At 70.1% G+C, this 22,736-nt stretch carries 20 protein-coding genes and 1 riboswitch; of the genes, 3 read left to right on the top strand and 17 right to left on the bottom strand.

Annotation, left to right across the window (positions count from 1 at the left end; genetic code table 11):
* Window positions 1-10: 10 nt before the first annotated feature.
* The 6 genes from OHN74_RS37040 to OHN74_RS37015 form a co-directional block, all read right to left on the bottom strand.
* Window positions 11-598, bottom strand: coding sequence for a GAF domain-containing protein (locus OHN74_RS37040; RefSeq protein WP_327698934.1), 588 nt, complete (start codon window positions 596-598; stop codon window positions 11-13).
* Window positions 595-1,203, bottom strand: a complete 609-nt coding sequence (locus tag OHN74_RS37035; RefSeq protein WP_327698933.1) for a GTP-binding protein — start codon at window positions 1,201-1,203, stop codon at window positions 595-597. The genes OHN74_RS37040 and OHN74_RS37035 overlap by 4 nt, the downstream gene beginning before the upstream one ends.
* The gene (locus OHN74_RS37030; RefSeq protein WP_327698932.1) at window positions 1,181-1,558 is read right to left on the bottom strand and encodes a DUF742 domain-containing protein; all 378 of its coding nucleotides are present in this window, start codon (window positions 1,556-1,558) and stop codon (window positions 1,181-1,183) included. Before OHN74_RS37030 ends, OHN74_RS37035 begins: the two co-directional genes overlap by 23 nt.
* The gene (locus OHN74_RS37025; protein ID WP_189145958.1) at window positions 1,555-1,989 is read right to left on the bottom strand and encodes a roadblock/LC7 domain-containing protein; all 435 of its coding nucleotides are present in this window, start codon (window positions 1,987-1,989) and stop codon (window positions 1,555-1,557) included. Before OHN74_RS37025 ends, OHN74_RS37030 begins: the two co-directional genes overlap by 4 nt.
* 77 nt (window positions 1,990-2,066) lie before the next feature.
* Window positions 2,067-4,196, bottom strand: coding sequence for a sensor histidine kinase (locus OHN74_RS37020; RefSeq protein ID WP_327698931.1), 2,130 nt, complete (start codon window positions 4,194-4,196; stop codon window positions 2,067-2,069).
* Window positions 4,197-4,566: 370 nt separating this feature from the next.
* Window positions 4,567-5,841, bottom strand: a complete 1,275-nt coding sequence (locus OHN74_RS37015) for an MBL fold metallo-hydrolase (RefSeq protein WP_327698930.1) — start codon at window positions 5,839-5,841, stop codon at window positions 4,567-4,569.
* Between the two features lie 183 nt (window positions 5,842-6,024).
* Between OHN74_RS37015 and OHN74_RS37010 the strand changes: the two genes are divergently transcribed.
* Both OHN74_RS37010 and OHN74_RS37005 read left to right on the top strand, forming a co-directional pair.
* Complete coding sequence (locus OHN74_RS37010; protein WP_327698929.1) at window positions 6,025-7,215, top strand: Glu/Leu/Phe/Val dehydrogenase dimerization domain-containing protein; 1,191 nt, start codon at window positions 6,025-6,027, stop codon at window positions 7,213-7,215.
* A 111-nt stretch (window positions 7,216-7,326) separates the two neighbouring features.
* On the top strand, window positions 7,327-7,941 hold the full coding sequence (locus OHN74_RS37005; RefSeq protein ID WP_327698928.1) for a TetR/AcrR family transcriptional regulator: 615 nt from the start codon (window positions 7,327-7,329) through the stop codon (window positions 7,939-7,941).
* 93 nt (window positions 7,942-8,034) lie between these two features.
* Here OHN74_RS37005 and OHN74_RS37000 read toward each other — a convergent pair whose 3' ends face one another.
* From OHN74_RS37000 to OHN74_RS36990, 3 genes are all read right to left on the bottom strand, one after another.
* Complete coding sequence (locus OHN74_RS37000; protein WP_327700400.1) at window positions 8,035-8,820, bottom strand: SGNH/GDSL hydrolase family protein; 786 nt, start codon at window positions 8,818-8,820, stop codon at window positions 8,035-8,037.
* A gap of 219 nt (window positions 8,821-9,039) precedes the next feature.
* Window positions 9,040-10,026 (bottom strand): LysM peptidoglycan-binding domain-containing M23 family metallopeptidase, encoded by a 987-nt coding sequence (locus tag OHN74_RS36995; protein ID WP_327698927.1) that lies wholly within the window; start codon window positions 10,024-10,026, stop codon window positions 9,040-9,042.
* A gap of 3 nt (window positions 10,027-10,029) precedes the next feature.
* Window positions 10,030-10,189, bottom strand: a riboswitch (cyclic di-AMP (ydaO/yuaA leader).
* Window positions 10,190-10,492: 303 nt separating this feature from the next.
* Window positions 10,493-12,586: an alpha-galactosidase gene (locus OHN74_RS36990; protein WP_327700399.1), complete on the bottom strand. Its 2,094-nt coding sequence runs from the start codon at window positions 12,584-12,586 to the stop codon at window positions 10,493-10,495.
* Window positions 12,587-12,756: 170 nt separating this feature from the next.
* Here OHN74_RS36990 and OHN74_RS36985 point away from each other — a divergent pair, with 170 nt between their 5' ends.
* The gene (locus tag OHN74_RS36985; protein ID WP_327698926.1) at window positions 12,757-13,554 is read left to right on the top strand and encodes a tyrosine-protein phosphatase; all 798 of its coding nucleotides are present in this window, start codon (window positions 12,757-12,759) and stop codon (window positions 13,552-13,554) included.
* Window positions 13,555-13,587: 33 nt separating this feature from the next.
* Here OHN74_RS36985 and OHN74_RS36980 read toward each other — a convergent pair whose 3' ends face one another.
* The 8 genes from OHN74_RS36980 to shc all read right to left on the bottom strand — a co-directional run bounded on the left by OHN74_RS36980 (window position 13,588) and on the right by shc (window position 22,640).
* Entirely contained in the window at window positions 13,588-13,710 is a 123-nt protein-coding gene (locus tag OHN74_RS36980; RefSeq protein WP_327698925.1) for a DUF6126 family protein, read from the bottom strand.
* On the bottom strand, window positions 13,707-14,330 hold the full coding sequence (locus OHN74_RS36975) for a helix-turn-helix domain-containing protein (protein WP_327698924.1): 624 nt from the start codon (window positions 14,328-14,330) through the stop codon (window positions 13,707-13,709). Before OHN74_RS36975 ends, OHN74_RS36980 begins: the two co-directional genes overlap by 4 nt.
* A gap of 110 nt (window positions 14,331-14,440) precedes the next feature.
* Complete coding sequence (locus OHN74_RS36970) at window positions 14,441-15,850, bottom strand: aspartate aminotransferase family protein (protein WP_327698923.1); 1,410 nt, start codon at window positions 15,848-15,850, stop codon at window positions 14,441-14,443.
* Window positions 15,847-17,769, bottom strand: a complete 1,923-nt coding sequence (gene dxs, locus OHN74_RS36965; protein WP_327698922.1) for a 1-deoxy-D-xylulose-5-phosphate synthase — start codon at window positions 17,767-17,769, stop codon at window positions 15,847-15,849. The genes OHN74_RS36970 and dxs overlap by 4 nt, the downstream gene beginning before the upstream one ends.
* Window positions 17,770-17,811: 42 nt before the next feature.
* A complete protein-coding gene (gene ispG / locus OHN74_RS36960; RefSeq protein ID WP_327698921.1) occupies window positions 17,812-18,969 on the bottom strand; it encodes a flavodoxin-dependent (E)-4-hydroxy-3-methylbut-2-enyl-diphosphate synthase in 1,158 nt (385 codons plus the stop codon).
* Window positions 18,970-18,973: 4 nt separating this feature from the next.
* Complete coding sequence (hpnH, locus tag OHN74_RS36955; protein ID WP_327698920.1) at window positions 18,974-19,996, bottom strand: adenosyl-hopene transferase HpnH; 1,023 nt, start codon at window positions 19,994-19,996, stop codon at window positions 18,974-18,976.
* 5 nt (window positions 19,997-20,001) lie between these two features.
* Window positions 20,002-20,637: a phosphorylase family protein gene (locus tag OHN74_RS36950; protein WP_327698919.1), complete on the bottom strand. Its 636-nt coding sequence runs from the start codon at window positions 20,635-20,637 to the stop codon at window positions 20,002-20,004.
* The gene (gene shc, locus OHN74_RS36945) at window positions 20,637-22,640 is read right to left on the bottom strand and encodes a squalene--hopene cyclase (protein ID WP_327698918.1); all 2,004 of its coding nucleotides are present in this window, start codon (window positions 22,638-22,640) and stop codon (window positions 20,637-20,639) included. Before shc ends, OHN74_RS36950 begins: the two co-directional genes overlap by 1 nt.
* Window positions 22,641-22,736: the final 96 nt, after the last annotated feature.

The following is a 22,736-nucleotide window of genomic DNA, read 5'->3' as shown; positions in this document are numbered from 1 at the left end:
CGAGACTCCCTCAGAGAGGGGCCTCCCCCGGAGCCAGCCTCCCGGCCAGTTCCGCCGCCATCGCCTTGATGGTCTCGAGCCCCGCCCTCCCCCAGGGGCGCGGCTCGAAGTCGGCGACGCACACCGTGCCCAGCACCATGCCCGCACTGTCGATGAGCGGCGCGCCCAGGTAGGAGCGGATGCCGAACTCGTCGACTACCGGGTTGCCCGCGAACCGCGAATAGTCGCGGACGTCCTCCAGGACGAGCGCCTTGCGCCGGACCACCACATGCGGGCAGAACCCGTGGTCGCGCGGCAGTCGCCGGCCCACGCGCGGCTTCACCTCGTCGGAGTCGGCACCGGCGGCACGACCGGTGCCGTCGTCGGCATCGCCCGGGACATGGAGCCCGGCGAAGAACTGCCGCTCCTCGCCGATGAAGTTGACCATCGCGTACGGCGCGCCGACCAGCTCGGCGAGACGGTCCGCGAAGGCGTCGAGGGCGGGCTCGGGCCGTTCCCCGAAGCCCAGCCCGCGCAGTCGTCGGGCGCGGGCCGGGGCCTCGTCGTCCTCGGGAGTCAGCAGCAGACGACCGGCCGGACGGGGCGGGTCGTAGCTCATGGCCGGGCTCCCTCACTGTGGGCGCCGGCCGCAGGTGCGGGCGCGTGGGCGAGCAGATGCCGTACGAGGGTGAGCAGGGTCTGCACCCCCGAACTGGAGATCCGGGCGTCGCAGCGCACGATCGGGATGTCGGGGTCGAGGTCGATGGCGGCGCGCACCTCCTCGGGGTCGTAGCGGTACGAGCCGTCGAACTCGTTGATCGCGACGATGAAGCCGAGGCCGCGCTGCTCGAAGAAGTCGACGGCCGCGAAGCAGTCCTCCAGGCGCCGGGTGTCGGCGAGGATCACCGCGCCGAGCGCGCCCTCGGAGAGCTCGTCCCACATGAACCAGAACCTCTCCTGTCCGGGAGTGCCGAACAGATAGAGGACGTGTTCAGGGTCCAGGGTGATGCGGCCGAAGTCCATCGCCACGGTGGTCTCGACCTTGTTCTCGATGCCTTCGAGACTGTCGGTCGAGGCGCTCACCGTGGTGAGCAGTTCCTCCGTGCTGAGCGGCGCGATCTCGCTCACCGCGCCGACGAGGGTCGTCTTGCCGACTCCGAACCCTCCCGCCACCAGGATCTTCAATGCGGTGGGGAAGGGATCAGAGCTGTCGTCGTAGTCCATCGAGCACTGCCTCCAGAAGAGACCGGTCAGTGGGTTTGTGGTAGAACTCGGGCGGTTTCGTCGTGAGTGCCCCGCAGTCGACGAGGTCGGACAGCAGCACCTTCGTGACCACTGCCGGCAGTTTCAGCTGGGCGGACACCTCGGCGACCGAGACGGGCTCCCGGCACAGGTAGAGCGCCTGTGCGTGTTCGGGACCGAGGTAGCCGAGGGGGGTGGCTCCGGTGGCCATCACCTGTGACATGAGGTCGAGGGCGGTGGTCGGCCGGGTCCGGCCGTTGCTGACGGTGTAGGGGCGCACCAGCCGTCCGGCCGCGTCGTCGAGCCAGGGCCCGTCGCCGGCCGCCGTGACACTCAAGGCCTCATCGCCGTAGGTTCGACGGCGGACTGGCGGGGGGCGGTCATCAGATACGGGCGGACGCTCTTGACCAGCATCGCCATCTCGTAGCCGAGGACCGCGGCATCGGCCTCGCGGCCGGCCAGCACGGCGAGACAGGTGCCGGAACCGGCGGTGGTGACGAACAGCAGGGTCGAGTCGAGTTCGACGACGACCTGCCGCACCTCACCGCCGTCGCCGAACCGGACGCCCGCGCTGCGTCCGAGGGAGTAGAGACCGGAGGCCAGGGCGGCCATGTGGTCGGCGCTGTCCGGGTCGAGTCCGTGCACGGACTTGACGAGTCCGTCGCAGGACAGGAGTACCGCGCTCGTGGTGTGCGGTACGCGCTGGACGAGGCCGCTCATCAGCCAGTCGAGATCGGATACATGGCCGGTCGGCACATCGCTCGCCATGGTGGATCGACTCCTTGGGGTACGAAGGTCTGCGGGAGCGCTGGGGGTGGGGGCAGGGGTGGTGCTGCGGGGGGTGGTCATCCGGCCGGTGCGCTCCCGTCGTGCCGGGCAGTGAGGTCCAGGTCGTGTCCGGGCGCGCGCAGCCGGTGCGCCTCGGATATGGGGGACGTGTCCATGGGCGGTACGTCCATGGGGTCCATGGCGGGCACGGCGACATCGGTACGGCCCGCGTCCTCGCCCGACGGGGGGACGGACACCGGCTCCGGGGGTACGGCCTCCGACAGGGCCGGGTACCCGGGCTCCGCGTACGTCGGTCCCGAGGGTGCCGGTGGCCCGGCCGGGACCCGGGCGTGCGCCGACTCCCCGTACTCCGCCTCGTACGCCCTCTCCATCGCCGCGACGGCCGGGTCCGTGTAGTCCGACTCCAGTTGGCGTGCCTCGGCGAGCCCGATGCCGCGCTGGAAGGCGGCCATGAGCCCGGGGTCGTGCTCGACGTGTTCGCTCTCCGGGCGTGGGGCCGCCGGGCCGCCGCGAAGTTGGGGCGCGATGTGCTCCTGGGCGCGGCGGCGGGGCAGTTGGGGCTTGCCCATGGTGCCGCGCACGGCGCTGGTGCGGGGGGTGGGCGGCGCGGCCACGTTCTCCGCGACGGTCCGCCGGTCGTCGGGCCGGACTCCGGGCATGGCCTCCGCGGGGTTGGGCCGCTCCACGTGGGCCCCGCGTACGGGCAGTGGTGCCGGGCCCCGGCCGTTCGGCACCGGGGCGGCGGACCGGGGTGCCTCCGGCCGTCGCTGTGTCGAGCCGCCGGGCCGAGTGCCGGGGCCGGATGTCGTGGGTGCCTGGGGCCGTCCCTCGTGGCCGGCGGCCGACGGGCGCTGCCGGGGCGGCTCGGCCACCCTCCGCATGCTCCCGGTCTCCTGGGTCCGGGCCTGGGCGGGGGCCGGTGGCCGAACCGCCGCCTGGGGCCCGGACCGGGGTACGCCCACGACTCCGCCGGGGCCCCTGTCCAGGCCCAGCAGCCCCTGCGGGACGACGAGTACGGCCTGTACACCGCCGTAGATGTTGGTCTGGAGGCGGACGTGGATGCCATGCCGGCGGGCGAGCTGGGAGACCACGAAGAGGCCGATACGGCCGTCCTGGAGCAGGCTGGCGACGTTGACCTGGTCGGGGTCGGTGAGCAGCGCGTTCATCTTGTGCTGTTCGTCCACGGGCATGCCGAGGCCGCGGTCCTCCACCTCGATGGCGAGCCCCGAGGTCACGAGGTTGGCGCGCAGCAGCACCTGGGTGTGGGGGGCGGAGAACACGGTCGCGTTCTCGACGAGTTCGGCGAGCAGGTGGATGACGTCGGCGACGGCGTGTCCGCGCAGGGTGCCGTCGATCGGGGGCACGAGTTTGACCCGCGAGTACTGCTCGACCTCCGCGATGGCCGAGCGGAGCACCTCCGTCATGGAGACCGGGTTGCTCCACTGCCGGCGGGAGACGGCGCCGCCGAGAACGGCGAGGTTCTCGGCATGCCGGCGAATGCGGGTGGCGAGGTGGTCGACGTGGAAGAGGCCCTTGAGGAGATCCGGGTCCTCGATCTCGTGTTCCAGTTCGTCGAGGATGGAGATCTCGCGGTGGACGAGCGACTGGAGGCGCCGGGCGAGGTTGACGAAGACCTCGACCTTCTGTTCGCTGCCCGCCTGGCTGGAGAGCTGCGAGGCCTGGACGACCGCGGTGAAGGCGCCGTCGTGGGCTCGGGCGAGATCGGCGCCGAGGAGTTCGAAGTCGTCGGCGTCGGCAGCGGGTGCGCCCCGCGTCTTACGGGCCGGCGGTGGGTCGCCGCGCCGCAGACCCTCGACCAGGGCGCGCAGCTCCACCTCGCCTCGGGCACTGGTGCGGCGCAGGGCGCCGAGGCGTTCACGCACGGATCTGGCGGTGCGGTCGGCGGCCACCAGGGCGATGACGACGCCCCCGAGCGCCACGCCGACCGCGCCGGTGAGCACGGCGAACAGGGTGAGTGTGGGCCGCACCCCGGTGGAGCGGACGATGAACAGGACGGCCGCGCAGGCGCTGAGGCCGACCGCGAGGGGCGGCAGCACGGCGAGCCGTACGAGCTGGGGCCGTATCTGGGTCTCGGGCAGTGGGGGGACAGTACGCGCGACCGGCCGACCGTGCCGCCCGCCCTCACGGCGGTCTGCACGGGGGGCCGGTGCTCGGAGGTGAGACATCTTCGTCCTCGTACTGGTGCGTCGGGACCTGGGGACCGCGCGTCTGCGCGACTCGGGCGTGCGCCGTCACGGTGCCGGTCGAGAGCCGAAAAACGGCCCTGTGTTGCCCGGTGGCCACTCACAGTAGTCGGCAACGCATCACGTGCGGTGGGCAGTTGACAAACTCCCCCGAACGGGGTCCCGCTCTGGTATGACACCTCGCACGGCAGACCGATAAGCCCTTCGGACGCACGTTCACCCACCCCGCCGAATCGATCAGGGCTGGTCGGAAGCGGTCACAAACAGGCGGCGAGGGCCGGGGAGTCACCTGCTCCCCGGCCCTCGCCGTCCGTACGGTTGTCCGTCCGTCGTCCGTTTTCGCCCGTCGCCGTCAGCCCGCGGAAACCACCTTGGGCTCTCCACTGCCGTCGGCAGTTCCGCCCTGAATGTCACCGGCCGTGTCGGTCCGGGCGTCGTCCACATCAGCCGTACGAGTGATATCGGCCGTACGAGGGGCACTGGTCGCCCCGTCTGCGTCGACCGACGGCCAGCCGCCCGCCGGGGTCACGGCCGCACCCCGCCACCAGGGCTGGGAGGGGACGGTCCCGGCGGTGGGTTCGAAGGGCTCCCCCGGGTGCGGCAGCGCGATCCGCGCGTCCGCCTTGCGGGCGGCGGCGATCGTGCCCTCGCCGGGGTCCGACCAGGCGTGCGCCGCCAGGTTGAAGGTGCCCCAGTGGATCGGCAGCATCAGACCGCTCGGCGCCCCGCCCTGGAGGTCGAGGTGGGCACGCATGCCCTCCTCCGGGGTCATGTGGATGTCGGGCCAGAACTCGCTGTACGCCCCGATCTGGATCATGGTGGCATCGAACGGGCCATGGTCGGCGCCGATGTCCCGGAAGCCCTCGAAGTACCCCGTGTCGCCGCTGTGGTAGACGCGGTGCTCCGCACCGGCGACGACCCAGGAGGCCCACAGGGTGTGCTGGGTGTTGCGCAGGCCGCGCCCGCAGAAGTGGCGGGCCGGGGTGGCGGTCAGCGTGAGGCCGCCGACCTTCGTCGACTCGTGCCAGTCCAGCTCGCGCAGCCGGTCGGCGGAGACGCCCCAGCGCTCCAGATGGGCGCCGACCCCGAGCGGCACCGCGAACAGCGTGTCCGTGCCCGCCAGCGCTTTGATCGTGGGCATGTCCAGGTGGTCGTAGTGGTCGTGCGAGATGACGACGACATCGACCGGGCCGAGCGCGGCCAGCGGCAGGGGCACCGGGTGCAGCCGCTTGGGCCCGGCGAAGGCGAACGGGGAACAGCGCTCGCCCCAGACGGGGTCGAAGAGCACGCGCTGCCCGTCGATCTCGGTGAGCACGCTGGAGTGGCCCATCCAGGTCAGGCGGAGACCGCTGACCGGGGGCTTGGCGAGGTCGGCGAGCGTCGTGGCGTGCACCGGCACGGTCCCCGCCGGGGCGCGGCGGACCCGGTCCTCCTTGCGCAGGGAGGACTTGGCGAACTCGAGCATGGCGCCGTCGGGCCTTGGCGTACCCGGCGGATTCTGGAAGACACCGTCCGCGAAATGCGGCGATCTACGGATCCGCGCCAGGCGCTCCCCACTCGGGTCCGCACCGAAGGCAGCGGGCCGCAGCGCGCGCAGCCCTGAGTTCGGAGAGGGGAATCCGGTCACGGTACCTCCAGGTGGAGTCGGTCAGACATTCCATTATGGTCGCCCCCTCCGACAGTCCGGCGTCGTGCGTGTGTCGGCCGGGTCATTCCAAGGAAAGACCAAAGTTCCGGGCGTATCCGGAGCGTGTGGGGCCGATGGCGGACGGCGACACACAACTGAACGGCGAGTCAGTATATTGCCCTCATGGCAACCCTCCAGGGCGCTCCCCTGCTCTCTCTCACCTGGACCGATCACCTCACGGGCCGCCAGGGCTTCCTCGTCGTGGACAGGCTGGTGCGGGGCGTGTCCAGCGGCGGGCTGCGGATGCGCGCGGGCTGCACCCTGGACGAGGTCGCCGGACTGGCCCGGGGCATGACCATGAAGGAAGCCCTGCACTACGACCCCGAGGGCCGTTACATCCCGCTGGGCGGTGCCAAGGGCGGTGTCGACTGCGATCCCCAGGACCCGGCGGCTTACGGACTGCTGGTGCGCTATCTCCGCGCGATGCGGCCGTACGTCGAGAGCATCTGGACCACGGGCGAGGACCTGGGGCTCACCCAGGACCTCGTCGACCGGGCGGCGACCGAGGCCGGGCTCGTCTCGTCGATCCAGGCCGTCTACCCCCTGCTGGACGACGAGACGGTGGCCCGCGCGCGGCTCGCGGACGCGTTCGCGGTCGAGGTGGACGGCATCGGGCTCGACGAGTTGGTCGGTGGCTGCGGGGTCGCGGAGTCCGTGCTCGCGACGCTCGACCGGGCCGCGGTGCCGTACGCCGGGACCCGGGTCGCCGTACAGGGGCTCGGCACGATGGGCGGGGCCACGGCACGCTTCCTCTCGCGCGCGGGGCTCACGGTGGTGGCGGTCGCCGACATCAAGGGCACGATCGCCAACCCGGCGGGCCTCGACATCGAGGCGCTCCTCGCGGCCCGGGACACGTACGGCACGGTGGACCGCGCGGTGCTGCGCCCCGACGACCGCGAACTGCCGGGTGACGCCTGGCTGTCCGTGCCGGCCGAGGTGCTGGTGCCGGCGGCGGTCTCGTACGCCGTCGACACCGGGAACCAGGCTGGGATCACCGCGCGCTGGATCGTCGAGGCCGCCAACATGCCCGTGCTGCCGGAGGCCGAGGAACTGCTCGCCGCGCGCGGCATCGTCGTACTGCCGGACGTGGTCGTCAACTCCGGGACGAACGCCTGGTGGTGGTGGACGCTGTTCGGGGACATCGGCGCGGACGCGGAGGAGGCGTTCGCGTACACCCGGCGCTCGATGCGTGCCCTGATCGACCAGGTGCTCGCGCGCGCCGAGACGGACGGGACGACTCCGCGGGCGGCGGCCCACGCGATCGTCGAGGACCGGCTGCCGGTGATCGCGGAGCGGTTCGGGTGGTACCGATGACGGTGTCCGGCCATAGGCGCGATCCTCATGCGCAGGCCGTATTGACGGGGATTCACAGGGATTGACGGGGCTGCCCCGTCATCGTGAACGGTGACGGATTAATGTGGCCGCGTGGCAAGGGTGCGGTTGGGCGTGGCCGAGCGGCGCGAGGAGTTGTTGCGGGCCGCCATCGGGCAGATCGAGGCGCGAGGCGTGGCGGCGGTCAGGATCGCCGACGTGGCCGCCGTCCTCGGGGTGAGCAACGCGCTGGTGCTGTACCACTTCTCGACCAAGGAGAAGCTGGTCGCCGCCGCGTTCCGGTACGCGGCCGAGGCCGACCTCGCCCACCTCGCCAAACTCCTCGGGCGCCGTTCCCCGGCGCTGCGCCGACTGCGGTCCGCCGTGCGCTGGTACGCGCCGACCGGTCAGGCCAAGGGCTGGCGGCTGTGGATCGAGGGGTGGGCGGTGTCCCTGCGCGACCCCGCGCTGCGGGAGGTCGCCGGCGACCTGGACCGGCGCTGGAAGGCCGCGATCACCGAGGTCGTCGCGGAGGGGGTGGCCGCGGGCGAGTTCGAGTGCCCCGACCCCGCGGCCACGGCACTGCGGCTCACGGCGCTGCTGGACGGGCTGGCCGTCCAGATGACGGCGTACGACGGGGTGCCGCGGGCGCGGGCCGAGCAGTGGGTGGACGCTGCGCTGGCCGGGGAACTGGGGTTGGAACAGGCGGCGTTGACGTCCGGCAGGTGAGTCGGGGCAGGCGTTGCTGGGGGCTGCCGCCCCCAGACCCCCAGCTTCGGCCCGAACGGCCTCGTCCTCGAACGCCGGACGCGCTGGACACCCTCACGCGACCCAGTCGATCCGGCTCTTGATGTCGACCGGCGACAGGCTCCCCTTCGCCGTCACATGGTCGCCCGACGACTCGCCGCGCAGGCGTCGGCCGATCCACGGGACCAGGTACTCGCGGGCCCAGTGGACGTTGTCGCGGCGGATCTCCAAGGCTCCTCGCGGAGGCAACGGGGGCCAGGGCTGGTCCGGGTCGGCCGGGATCTCCAGACCGAGGACCTGTCCCGCGCGCAGCGCCACCCGCGTGTGTCCCTCCGGCGACAGATGCAGCCGGTCGCCGTCCCAGGCCCTGCGGTCCTGGATGGTCTTCAGGGACCACAGGTCGAGCACGGGACAGCCGTACCGGTCGGCGATGGCCCGCAGATGCCCGTTGTACGTGGCGATCTTGCCGCGCATGTGCTTCAGCACCGGGACGTTGCGGGTGTCGAAGCCGGTCGTCACCATGACCGTGCCGACCGCCGAGGTGAGGCCGATCACCGCTCGCTCGAAGCGCTCCGCCACCTCGTCCGGGTCGCTGCCGGGCCGGATGATGTCGTTGCCGCCCGCGCAGAAGGAGACGAGGTCCGGCGCCTGTTCCCTGGCGCGCGGAAGCTGCTCGGCCACGATGTGGTCGAGCAGCTTCCCGCGTACCGCGAGGTTCGTGTAGTCGAAGTCGCCCTCGGGACGCCGGTCCGCGAGCAGCACCGCGAACCGGTCGGCCCAGCCGACGAACGCCCCGTCCGGGCCGGGGTCGCCGACGCCCTCGGTGAAGCTGTCCCCCACCGCCACGTACGACCCGATCACTGCTCTGCTGTCATTCTTCGAATCGTCTGCCACATCGGCCCATGATTCACCTTCCGATGTGAGCTACGCGACCGTAGGAAGGGGTTGACTCGCGGTGAGATAGGCCACTCGTCAAGTGTTGGTCAACCCGGAATAACGGAACACCGCGAGACAGGCCGATGGCCGGATCCCGGGATCGGGGTCCGGCCATCGGTCCGTGTTCTGCGGAGCGTGCGCGCGTCAGCCGACGGCGACGCCCTTCGAGCGGAGGTACGCGACCGGGTCCACGTCGGAGCCGTAGTCCGGGGTGGTGCGGATCTCGAAGTGCAGGTGCGGTCCGGTCACGTTGCCGGTGGCACCGGAGAGGCCGATCTGCTGACCCTCCGTCACGCTCTGACCGGCCGATACGGAGAGCTGGGAGAGGTGGGCGTACTGGGCGTAGTAGCCGTCGGCGAGCTGGATGACGACCTGGTTGCCGTACGCACCGCCCCAACCGGCGGAGACGACGGTGCCGGCACCGACGGCCTTGAGGGAGGTGCCGGTCGGGACGACGAAGTCGACGCCCGTGTGGTAACCGCTGGACCACATGCTGCCCGACACGTGGTAGGCGGTACCGATGGTGGCACCGGCCACGGGGAGGGTGAAGCCGCTGGAGCTGCTGGTGTCGGCCGCCTCGGTCGTCGCCGAGGTCTCGGCCGTCGCGCTCTCGGCGACCGGCTCGGAGCTCTCCGTCTGCGTGGACTTCGAAGAGGACGACGACTTCGCGGAGGAGGACGAGGAAGGCGACGAGGTCGACGCGGCCTTCTTGCCGATCGTCAGCTTCAGACCGGGGTGGATAAGGCTCGGATCGGCGCCGATGGCGGTGCGGTTGTCCGAGTAGAGCTTCTGCCAGCCACCGCTGACGCTCTCCTGCTGGGCGATCTTCGAGAGGTAGTCGCCGGCCTGGACCGAGTAGGTCCTGACGCTCGCCTTCTTGGCGGCGGAGGGAGCGGACGCGGCGGCCTTTGCCGCCTTTTCCGACTTCGCGGAAACGGAATCGACGGCTACGGATTTGGCGGATTCCGAAAGCGAGGACACCGACTGGGTCGCGGACTCCGCCGTGGCCGCGTGGGCGCCGGTGGCTCCCAGCAACGGCAGGGCGAGAGCGGCTCCGCCGGTTCCGGCGACGGCTATCGAGCGGGTGAATCGCTGGGACTTCGGACGGCGGTGCTTACCCTTCGCGGGCATGGCGAATTCCTTCTCCGTCGCCTGCGGGGTGAGCTGTCGGGTGCGGACTGGAGATGTCCGGCCACGCCTGAACGTGACTTAACCCCGAGCCTGTTCCAGAGACCGGAACAGGCGTACTACCTGTGGGTCCCCCGCTCCTGCCGTTTTCGGGTGTTAGATGCGGGCTCCGGGCGGCGGCAGGATTGGGCGTCCGTCCGGATTGGTGGCGAACGTAAGCGACCAGGACGCACCGGAACAAGCCTCAAGTTCCCTGTGTACGGATTTCCTGTGATCCTCCCCAGAATCACCGGTCACTGTCCGTGAATTCCGGATCCTTCAACCCTTGGAACTCCCTTGAAACACACCGAAATTACGTGAACATGACGGCGACTCACGGTCACGAATATGACGCTGCTCACGCACTCGATTCACAGCAACCATCATTTCCCAGCGAGTTGGAATGAAGGCGCCATAACGGACAGAAGCATCAGATGCGACGTAGTCGGAAAACTGCCGCATCCAGGTCACCTTTGAGTCCGGTCCGGAGACCACGATGCAGGAGTACGGCACCTCGATGGATTTCGCCCGTTTCAGGGCATTCGTACGTCGCCGACGGGTCAAGTCCGCGCAACCGCAGCGCCGGTACCGGCTCGCCGTAGTGCTGCGCCTGGAGCCAGGCGAGGACGACGCTCTCGTCGCCGAGCACGTACTGCACCCCACTCAGCCCGCCGGCCGGCCGCCGCAGCCGGTAGAGGTCGCCACGCTGCACGACGGGCCGGATCTCCTTGTAGAGCCCCACCCACTCCCCGGCCTCGGCCAGCTCCTCCTCCGTCCACGTCGTGAGGTCACCGCCGACACCGAGCACCCCGGCCATCGCGCTCACGAAGCGGAACCGCAATGAGCTGACCCGGCCGTTGAGCTGGGTGTTCGGGCTGTCCGTGACCCAGGCGGCCATGACGCGCGCCGGATGGATCTGGCTGAAGCCCTCCTGGATGGCGAGGCGGTCCAGCGGGTCGGTGTTGTCGGAGGTCCACACCTGGTCCGTACGGGCGAGGACACCGAGGTCGATCCGGCCGCCGCCGCCCGAGCAGGACTCGAAGGCGACGTTCGGATGGGCCGCCCGCAGCCGGTCCAGCAGCGCGTACAGCCCGTGCACATGGTCGACCCAGAGCCGCTGCGGGTAGTCCTCGCCGGGCCAGCCCGCGTCCGTGAAGCAGCGGTTGAAGTCCCACTTCACGTAGTCGATCGGGGCACTGGAGAGCATCCCGTCGAGCTGCTCCCAGAGGTACTCGCGGACATCCTCACGCGCTAGGTTCAGCACGAGCTGATTGCGGAACTCCGTCCGCTTTCGGCCCGGCTGGAACTGCACCCAGTCGGGGTGCGCGCGGTACAGGTCACTGTCCGGGTTGACCATCTCCGGCTCGACCCAGATGCCGAACTGCATCCCCAGAGCGTGCACGTACTCGGCGAGCGGCTTCAGGCCCGCCGGGAAGCGGTCCGGGTTGGGCGTCCAGTCGCCGAGGCCGGCCCGGTCGCTGGTGCGGGCCCCGAACCAGCCGTCGTCCACGACGAACAGCTCGACACCGATCGCGGCGGCCCGCCGGGCCAGCGTCCCCTGCTGCTCCTCGGAGATGTCGAACTCCGTGGCCTCCCAGGAGTTGTAGAGCACGGGCCGGTCCCGGTCCGCGTCCGGGACGACGAACGCGCGCTGGTACGCGTGCCACGCCCGGCTCGCCCCACCGTGTCCGGCGTCGGTCCACAGCCCCGCGAAGACGGGCGTGACGAAGGACTCGCCCGCCGCCAGGCGCAGCAGGCCCGAGTCGTCGTATCCGGCGCCGCCGGTGATCTGTACGCGCGCGTCGGGCAGCTGGGCGACGGCGATCCGCCACGACCCGGACCAGCCGAGCGCACACGCGTACACCTCGCCGTGCTCCTCGGTCGCGTCGGTGTCGAGCGCCACCCAGGGCAGGTGCTGGTGCCCGGTGTGGCCGCGACGGCTGCCGATGACCTTCTCACCGTAGGTGAGGTCCGTCTTCACGAGCCGGGACTCGGCGGCCCAGCGACCATGGAGCTGGGAGAGACGCCAGCCGTCGCGCTCGGGGAGCGTCCAGGTGGCGGAGTCCGCGCGGAGCAGCTCCAGCGGGTCGGTCCCGTCGGATCCTTCATGGGCGAGGGTCACCCAGCGCTCCACCACGTCGTGGCGCATCCGGTAGTGGAGCGTGATCGCCAGCCCTCCGTCACGGAACCGCAGCCGCAGTTCGTCACCCTCGTCGCCGGCCTCGGTCTCGTACACCTCGAAGCGCCACTCGGTGCCCCGGCGCTCGTCGGTCCGCACGGACAGCGCGGGCCGGACGAAGCGGGGGCCGCCCTCGACCGGGTACTCCTCGTGACCGTCGAGCGGAGCCTCGAAGGGCCAGTAGTCCGGCAGTGGACGGACGGCGAGCGCCTCCGCGTCGGCGAGGGCGATCCGCGGGCCCCAGTGCAGATGCAGCAGTTCGTCGTCCTCGGTGAGATGGACGGCGTAACTGCTGGTGGGCCCCGAAAGGAGCCACGTACGACCGGTTCCGGCAATTTCCAGCATCATGTCCCCACAGATCCGAACAGGCACGCTCAAGCATCAACATCATCAGCGCCACGGCCCCGGACGGCAACGCCTGTGGAAAACTCCTTGGCCTGCTCACCCATGTCGTATCGTCGAAACGCGCCCGTCGACGAGCAGCGTCCGCGGGGCGGTGTGGGAGGGGAGCCCTCGTGACGCAGCAGGTCCCGTCGACCGAGCCCGAGCTGGGTGGCGTACGAAACTTCCGTGACGTGGGCGGACTGCCGACGGTGGACGGCCGACGCGTGGCGCACGGACGGCTGTTCCGCAGCGGCCATCTCGCCCACGCGACCGACGAGGACACGGCGTTTCTCGGCTCCCTCGGGCTGCACACGATCTTCGACTTCCGCAACGCGGCGGACATCGGGCTGGAAGGGCCGGACGTCGAGCTGCCGGGCGTGCGCAACGTGAACATCCCGCTGTCCGACCCGGCGGACGGCGCGGAGTTCTGGAAGATGGTCCGGGACGGCGATCTAGACGAACTGCGCAGCCTCCTGGCCGACGGCAAGGCTGAGCAGCGGATGATCAACTCCTACCGTGAGATCGTCAGGGACCGCACGGCCGAGCACTCCCGGATGCTCCACGCACTGGCGGAGGACAGCGTCCCGGCCCTGATGCACTGTGCGGCCGGCAAGGACCGCGCGGGCCTGTCCGTCGCGGTGACGCTGCTCGCCGTCGGGGTGGAGCGCGACGCCATCGTGGCCGACTACATGGAGTCGAACGCGCAGCACCGCCGCTACCGGGTGCGCCGCAACGGCTCCGCGGCCAAGGCGTACAGCCCCGAGGTCCTGGAGCTGCTCAACCCGCTCTTCGGCACCCGCCCCGAGTATCTGACGGCGGCCATGGAGATGGTCGAGGAGACCTGGGGCGGCGTCGACGGCTATCTGGAGCAGGGACTGGGCGTCACCCCTGAGGTGCGGGAGCGGCTGCGGGAGCGGTTCCTCGACTGAGACCGAACCCGACGTCCGTGGCCGCTGCTGCTTCTACTGCTTCGCGCCCACCTCGAACAGCAGATAGATGAAGGCGGCGAAGACGTGCCCGACCGCGATGTAGATGATCAGTCGGACCCACAGGGCCCGGGGGAACTTGTCCTCCATGTCGGTCATGGCGTCACTCCGGCGGTCGGGCCGATGCAGAGGCCGGCGGTGGGGCTCTGCAACAGGGTGTGGACGAAGAGCAGATCGGTACCGTCTCGGCCGTCGGCGGCGAGGCGGTGCGGGGTCAGCGAGTCGAAGTGCGCGCTGTCGCCGGGCGCGAGGACGTGCGCGGTGTCCCCGAGCCGCAGCCGCAGCCGCCCCTTGAGGACGTACAGCCACTCCTCGCCGGGGTGGACACGCACGATGTCGCCCTGCGCCCCGTGCGGCACATGGACTCGCAGGGCCTGCATTCCGCGTCCGGAAGCGCCGGCCTGCCAGTAGGACCAGCCGCCTGCGGCAGTCGGCTCCATGTCGGCGGCGCGTACGATCGCATCCCGGTCGGCCACGGTCTCACCGAGCAGTTCGGAGACCGTCGTACCGTAGATGCGGGCGAGCCCGAGCAGCATCGGCAGAGAAGGCTGGCGCTGCCCGGTCTCCAGGCGGGAAAGGTGGGCGGGCGACAGTCCGGCGGCCCCGGCCGCGGCCTCCAGGGTGAGGGAGGCCCGTCGGCGCAGCGCCCGGAGCCGCGGTGCGACGAGGGGCAGGTCCTCGACCGGCCCGGACTCTTCGGGAAGGCTCATGCCCTCCATTCAGCCGCACTGTTACCTCTGAGGCAAATCTCTTGCCTCAGAGGCAAAATCCACACGGCTCAGGCGTCCCCGCCGCCCGCTTCTCCCCTCACGCCTGACGGCCACCGTTCCTACCTGTTGGCCACCGCCTGCTTGACCAGCGTCTTCCCGAAGTCCCACATCAGCCCGCCCCCGCTGTGCGCGTCGTCCATCACGGCGGTGAAGGCGTCCATGAAACGGTCCACCTCCCGTTCGCCGACGACCAGTGGCGGAATCAGCTTGATCACCTCCAGGTGATCGCCGGACACCTGGGTCAGGATCCGGTGCCGCTGCAGCAGCGGCACGACGACCATCTGGGCGAACAGCCCCTTGCGGGCGGCCTGAAGCATCGTCCAACGGCTGCGCAGTTTCAGCGACTTGGGCTTCCCGAACTCGATGCCGATCATCAGACCCCGGCCGCGTACGTCGGCCAGCAGCTCGTACTTGTCGACGAGCGCGGCCAGCCTGCTCCTCAACTGGTCCCCGGTGGCCCGGGCGCCCGCGACGATCTGCTCGTTCTCCATGACCGACAGCACGGCGAGGCCCGCAGCCATGGCCTGGGCGTTGCCCCCGAAGCTGGCCGAGTGCACGAGGACGCGGTCGATCGACGAGTAGACCTTCTTGAAGATCCACTCCTTGCCGAGCGTGGCGCCCACGGGCACATATCCGCCGGACAGTGCCTTCGCCACGCACACCAGGTCGGGCTCGACCCCGTCCTCGTGCTGGTAGGCGTAGAAGTCACCGGTCCGCCCGAGACCGGTCTGCACCTCGTCCGCGATGAGCAGCGCCTTGTGGCTGTGCAGCAACTCCTGGGCGGCGCGCAGATATCCGGGGGGCGCCTCGTGCACACCCTTGCCCTGGATCGGCTCGACGATCAGGGCAGCCACATCGCCCTTCTTCAACTCCCTTGCCAGGGCGTCGAGATCACCGAGCGGTACGGCGGTGTCGGGCAGCAGCGGGGCGAAGCCGTCCCGGAAGCCGTCCTCGCCGTTGACGGACAGGGATCCGGTGGTCAGGCCGTGGAAGGCGTGCGCGCAGTACAGGACGCGCGGTTTCCCGGTGGCGTACCGGGCGAACTTGAGCGCGGTCTCCACCGCCTCCGTGCCGCTGTTGCCGAAGAACACCCGGTCCAGATGCGGACTGTGGGTGAGCAGCCGCTCCGCGAGCAGCCCGGGCAGCGGCTGGCAGTCGAAGCGGGTGAGGTCGGCGAGCTGGGCGTCGAGGACGTCGTGCAGCGCCTTGCGGACGACGGGGTGATGGCGGCCGAGGCCCATCACCCCGAACCCGGCGAGCATGTCGAGGTAGTCCTCGCCGTCCGCGTCCCAGAAGTACGCGCCCTCGGCCCGCTCGTAGACCTTGTCGAAGCCGATGGTGTGCAGCATGCGCGGGAGCTGGTGGTTGAGATGCCTGCTGTGCAGCTCGTAGCGTTCGGCGCCGCGCTCGGCCAGCAGCGCGCCGAGGTCGAACTCCCCCGACGGGGAACCGGGTTCAGCGGTTGTCATTCCTGTTTCTCCTCGGACTTCCCGTTGGACTTCCCCTGGGACGGCTTTTCCTTGGCGGCCAGCCCGGTACTGATCCGTCCGGCGATCTCGACGGGCGTGAGGCCGATGTCGGCGAGCAGCTCGCCGCGTTTGGCGTGCGCGAGAAACTGCTCCGGAATCCCGAACCGCCTTACGGGCACGTCGACATCGGCATCACCGAGGGCCAACGCGACCGCGGCGCCGACCCCGGACGCGCGGCTGTTGTCCTCGACGACGGCCACCATGCGGTGCTCGGCGGCCAGTCCCGGCAACGCGGGGTCGACGGGCTTGACCCAGCGCGGGTCCACGACCGTGCAGTTGATGCCGCGCCCCGCCAGCAGTTCGGCGGCCTGCAGACACACCGGCGCCATCACGCCGACGGCCACCAACAGCACGTCGGCGGGCTCCTCGGACCGGTGCAGCACATGCATCCCGCCGACATGGCCGACCGCCTCGATCGCCGGCCCCACCGACTCCTTGGGGAACCGGATCAGCGTGGGCGCGTCGTCGACGGCCACCGCCTCCCGCAGCTGGGCACGGAGCTGGTCGGCGTCGCGCGGTGCGGCGATCCTCAGGCCGGGCACGACCTGGAGGATGGACAGGTCCCACATGCCGTTGTGTGACGCCCCGTCAACTCCTGTGACACCGGCCCGGTCCAGCACGAACGTCACCCCGCACCGGTGCAGCGCGACGTCCATCAGCAGTTGGTCGAAGGCCCGGTTGAGGAAGGTCGCGTACACGGCGACGACGGGATGCAGGCCGCCCGTCGCCAGCCCGGCCGCCGACACCGCCGCGTGCTGCTCGGCGATTCCGACGTCCCACACCCGGTCGGGGAACCGCTCGGCGAACCTGCCGAGGCCCACGGGATGCAGCATGGCCGCGGTGATCGCGACGACGTCGTCCCGTTCCTCCCCGATCCTGACGATCTCGTCGCCGAACACCGAGGTCCAGGAAGGTCCGTTGGCGGGCGCGAGCGGCTCGCAGGTGAGCGGGTCCATCACCCCGACGGTGTGGAAGTGGTCCTCCTCGTGCTCGCGAGCGGGCTCGTAACCGCGCCCCTTCTCCGTCAGACAGTGGACGAGCACGGGCCCGTGGAACCGCTTCGCGCGCCGCAGCGCCGACTCCACCGCCCCGATGTCGTGCCCGTCGATCGGGCCGACGTACTTCAGCCCCAGGTCCTCGAACATGCCCTGCGGGTTGAACGCGTCCTTGAACCCCTTCTTCGCGCCGTGCAGCGACTCGTAGAGGGTGTTGCCGATGAGCGGGGTGCGCAGCAGGACGTCCTTGCCCCAGGCCAGCACCTGCTCGTAACTGTCCGTCGTACGCAGCGTCGCGAGATGGTTGGCGAGGCCGCCGATGGTGGGCGAGTAGGAGCGTTCGTTGTCGTTGACGACGATGATCAGGGGCCGGTCCTTGGCCGCCGCGATGTTGTTGAGCGCCTCCCAGGCCATCCCGCCGGTGAGCGCGCCGTCGCCGATGACCGCGACGACATGCCCCTTCTCGCCCTGCACCTGGCGGGCCTTGGCGAGCCCGTCGGCCCAGCCGAGCGCGGTGGACGCGTGGCTGTTCTCGATGACGTCGTGCTCGGACTCCTCCCGCGAGGGATAGCCGGACAGGCCACCCTTGCCGCGCAGCTTGGAGAAGTCCTGACGTCCTGTCAGAAGCTTGTGCACATAGCTCTGATGGCCGGTGTCCCACAGGATGCGGTCGACCGGTGACTCGAAGACCCGGTGGAGCGCGACGGTGAGTTCCACCACCCCCAGATTGGGACCGAGATGCCCGCCGGTCCTGGCGACCGCGTGCACCAGGAACTCCCGTATCTCGTCGGACAGTTCACCGAGTTCCGCCTCGGACAGCGCCTTCAGGTCGCGTGGTCCCCGGATGTTCTCCAGAATCGTCACGCTCGGGCCCCCTTCTCTTCCGTACTCGCCAGCCCGTGCTGTTCAGCTCACGGTGACCGCCGGTTCCCCCGACGCGACGCCGTCCTGTTCCATCTGTTCGGCGATCTTCATCGCCTCCTCGATCAGGGTCTCCACGATCTTCGACTCGGGCACGGTCTTGATGACCTCGCCCTTCACGAAGATCTGCCCCTTCCCGTTGCCCGAGGCGACCCCGAGGTCCGCCTCCCGCGCCTCACCGGGGCCGTTGACGACACACCCCATGACCGCGACGCGCAACGGCACCTCCATGCCCTCCAGCCCGGCCGTGACCTGGTCGGCGAGCTTGTAGACGTCGACCTGGGCCCGCCCGCAGGACGGACAGGACACGATCTCCAGCCGCCGTTGCCGCAGGTTGAGCGATTCCAGGATCTGGATGCCGACCTTGACCTCCTCGACCGGCGGCGCCGACAGCGAGACCCGGATGGTGTCCCCGATGCCCTCGCTGAGCAACGCCCCGAAAGCCACAGCGGACTTGATGGTCCCCTGGAAGGCGGGACCGGCCTCGGTCACGCCGAGGTGGAGCGGGTAGTCGCAGGCCTCCGCGAGCTGCCGGTAGGCGTTGACCATGATCACCGGGTCGTTGTGCTTGACCGAGATCTTGATGTCCCGGAAGCCGTGCTCCTCGAACAGCGACGCCTCCCACAGCGCCGACTCCACGAGCGCCTCGGGCGTCGCCTTCCCGTACTTCTGGAGCAGTCTCCGGTCCAGCGAACCGGCGTTGACCCCGATCCTGATCGGTGTGCCGTGCTCCTTGGCGGCCCGCGCGATCTCCTTCACCTTGTCGTCGAACTGTTTGATGTTGCCGGGATTGACGCGAACCGCCGCGCAGCCGGCCTCGATCGCGGCGAACACGTACTTCGGCTGGAAGTGGATGTCGGCGATCACCGGGATCTGCGACTTGCGCGCGACGGTCGCCAGCGCGTCCGCGTCGTCCTGCGTGGGGCAGGCGACGCGGACGATCTGGCAGCCGGACGCGGTGAGTTCGGCGATCTGCTGGAGCGTGGCGCCGATGTCCGACGTACGTGTCGTCGTCATCGACTGGACCGACACCGGGGCCCCGCCCCCGACCGCCACCGGCCCGACCTCGATGCGCCGGGAGACCCGGCGCTCGGCGATCGGACGGACCGGTACCTCGGGAACGCCCAAGGAGACGGCGGTCACGACGTCACTCCCGGTTTCCGGAGACGGTCTCGCGCATGGCACGCAGGGACTCCTTCAGCGACCCCATGGTGGCCAGGACGGCCGTCGGCTCGTAGCCGCAGTGCGCCATGCAGTTGGCGCACCGATCGTCCTTGCCGCGGCCGTAGGAGTCCCAGTCGGTCTTCTCGATGAGGTCCTTGTACGTCGTCACGTACCCGTCGCTCATCAGGTAGCAGGGCTTCTGCCAGCCGAACAGCGAGTAGTTCGGGATCGCCCACGCCGTGCACGGGAAGTCGACCTTGCCCTCCAGGAAGTCCAGGAAGAGCGGGGAGTGGTTGAGCCGCCAGCGCCGCCGGTTGCCGCCGCCGAAAGCTTTCTTGAACAGCTCGCGGGTCTGCTCGACACCGAGGAAGTGCTCCTGGTCGGGAGCCTTCTCGTAGGCGTAGGCGGGCGAGATCATCATCTCGTCGACCTGGAGGTCGTCGTTGAGGAAGTTGAGCACCTCGATGATGGTCTGCGGGGTGTCGGTGTTGAAGAAGGTCGAGTTGGTGGTGACCCGGAAACCGCGCTTCTTGGCCTCCTTGATGGCGGCCACGGCTTCGTCGAACACCCCCTCCTTCGCGACGGACTCGTCGTGCCGCTCACGCAGTCCGTCGATGTGCACGGCGAACGCGAAGTACGGCGAGGGCGTGAACTTGTCCATCTTCTTGCGCAGCAGCATGGCGTTGGTGCAGAGGAAGACGTACTTCTTCCTCGCCACCAACTGCCGCACGATCTCGTCGATATGAGGGTGCATCAGGGGCTCACCGCCCGCGATGGACACCATCGGGGCCCCGGATTCGAGGACCGCCCCCACGGCCTGGGCTACCGGCATGCGCTGCTTGAGCACACCGGCCGGGTGCTGGATCTTTCCGCAGCCCTCGCACGCCAGGTTGCAGGCGTAGAGCGGTTCGAGTTCGACGATCAGCGGGAACTTGTCCCGCTTGCGGATTTTCTGTTCGGCCAAATACGTAGCGATCTTGATGGTCTGGCGGAGCGGCATGGCCATCTGACTCACCTCCTGGGGAGCAGCAAGGAACGGTGCCATTCGACAAAAGCGGGAAGGACCGAACGAAGAACGCGGAAGGCCGATATTCCACCGCGAAGTGTGCCGATCCGGACGAGTTCATGTTCTGGAGCGTCCACGACCACCCGTACGGCCGCAACGGGGCGCACGCCCGTGCGCCCGGCGCTGTGGAGTGTGGCCGCCGACTCCATGTCGACCGCGATTGCGCCGGTCGCGAGCAGATCCGACCGTTCGTGGCCCCGTACGACGTGATCGGAGCCGGTGAGTGGGCCGGTGTGGACGGTGCGCCCGGGCAGGGCGCGCACCAGTTCCTTGACGAGCAGTTCGGTACCGACGCAGCGGGTGATGCCGCGCGGGTCCCGGGTCTCCTCGGCGACCACCAGGTCACCGGGGTGCATACCGGGGGCGAGTCCCGCGCAGAAACCGGTGGCCAGCACGGCGGCGTCGCGCAGCGCCGGGTCGGCGAGGGCCCGGGTGACGGCCGCCTCGGCAGCCTCCGGACCCATGCCCGTACGCAGCACGGTGACTGTGCCGTCGCCGCGTCCGCCCCGGCGCAGGGCGAGCCGTTCGATGCCGAGCGCGCAGGCGATCAGCAGCGGGGCGGGGGTGGGCTGCCTGTGCATCAGCCCCCCTTGACCTCGGTGAAGGGCTCGCCGTTGACGTACCGGCCGAGCGCGGTGAGCGGGAAGACCTGGCGGTAGAGGTGGTAGTTGATCGAGAAGTCCCACGGGAAGCCGGTACCGGTGAAGTACGGCTCGTCCCAGGAGCCGTCCGGCAGCTGGGTCGCCGCGAGCCACTCGACTCCGCGTTCGACGGCCTTGGAGTCGTGCTCCCCGGCGGCCAGCAGGGCGAGCAGCGCCCAGGCCGTCTGGGAGGCGGTGGAGGCGCCCCGGCCGCTCCAGTTCGCGCTGTCGTTGTAGGAGCGCAGGTCCTCGCCCCAACCGCCGTCGTCGTTCTGGACCTTCTCCAGCCAGGACACCGCGCGCCGGATCGCCGGGTGCGCGGCGGGCAGGCCGGCGGCGGTCAGCGCGGGCACCACCGAGCCGGTGCCGTAGACGTAGTTGACGCCCCAGCGGCCGAACCAGGCTCCGCTGGGCTCCTGTTCGGCGAGCAGCCACTCGATGCCGCGCCGGGTGCGCGGATCGTGGGACATGCCCTCGACGGCGAGCATCTCCACGACATGCGCGGTGACGTCGGCGGACGGCGGGTCGATGACCTCACCGAAGTCGCAGAACGGCAGTTTGTTGGGGAGCGTGCTGGTGTTGTCGACGTCGAAGGCGCCCCAGGCACCGTTCTTCGACTGCATCCCGAGGTTCCAGCGCACCCCGCGCCCGATGGCCTTCTCGACCCGCTCAGGGTCGTGATGCCGGACGCGGCGCAGCGCGAGGACGACCTCGGCGGTGTCGTCGATGTCGGGGTAGTTGTCGTTGTGGAACTCGAACGCCCAGCCGCCCGGCGGCAGTTCGGGCCGGCGTACGGACCAGTCGCCGGGTCTGACCACCTGCTCGCCCAGCATCCAGTCGGCGGCCTTGACCAGTTGGGGATGGTCGGCGGGCACACCCGCGTCGGCGAGGGCGATGACGGCGAGGCAGGTGTCCCACACCGGCGACTGACAGGCCTCGATCATCCGGGCCCCGTCCTCGCGCCACACCGTGAAGCGGTCCAGGGACTCCAACCCGGCCCGCATGACCGGGTGTTCGAGGTCGTAACCGAGCAGGTGCAGGGCGATCACCGAGTAGACGGCGGGGGGCTGGATGCCTCCCCAGCAGCCGTCGTTCTCCTGGCGCTCGATGATCCAGCGGGCGGCGGTGTTCATGGCCGCCTTGCGGAGTCTGCGCACCGCCACCTTGCGGTAGCCGTGCAGAACCCGGTCGAGACGCTGGAAGGCACCGTCCCAACTGGCCAGTGGGGCGAAGGACCTGCCCGGGTTCGGCAGGTCGGGGTCGATGTGCAGCTCGTCGAGCGGGAAGGGCGCCGGGCGGACCGGGCGCTTCGCGCTGACGATGGTGAGCGGCACGATGGTCTGCCGTGCCCAGCAGCCGAAGTCGTAGATGTTGAGCGGCATCCACTTCGGGAAGTAGATGAGTTCCGGCGGGAGTTCGGGGAGGTCGTCCCACTTCCACCAGCCGAACAGGGCCAGCCAGATCCGGGTGAAGACCCGGGCGGCCGCGATGCCTCCCCGGTCGCGGATCCAGGCGGACGCCTTCGCCATGTGCGGAGCTTCGGGTGCGTCCCCGGCCAGCCGCAGGGCGACGTACGCCTCGACGGTGGCGGAGAGGTCGGCGGGTCCGCCGTGGAAGGTGGCCCAGGTGCCGTCGTCGCGCTGCTCGCCGCGGATGAACAACGCGGCTGCCTGGGTGGTCTGTTCGTCACGGATGCCCAGGAACTGACGGAGCAGCAGGTCCTCGGCGTCCATCGTGACGTTGGTCTCGAGGTCGCCCTTCCACCAGCCCTGGGCGTCCTGCCTCGCGAGCAGGGAATCCGTGGCGCGCCTCATGGCACGCTCGGCGGCCTCCTGAACCCCTGCCGCCACTGGGGCGTTGATGTCGGTTTCGGTTTCGGATTCGCTGGCCGAGGCAGCGCGAGGCGGGAGTGCCCCGGTGCTTCCGTCGGTCGTCGCTGTCATGGCTTCCCCTTCGTGCAGTGGATGTCTCTGCTGTGGGTCCGCCGTCGGCCGGTGCGCCGCTCGAAGCGGCGCCGGCCGGCGACTACGCGAGGCTTA

This window comes from Streptomyces sp. NBC_00459, from assembly GCF_036013955.1.
Classification (GTDB): domain Bacteria; phylum Actinomycetota; class Actinomycetes; order Streptomycetales; family Streptomycetaceae; genus Streptomyces.
This window is presented reverse-complemented; position numbering and strand designations above follow the sequence as displayed.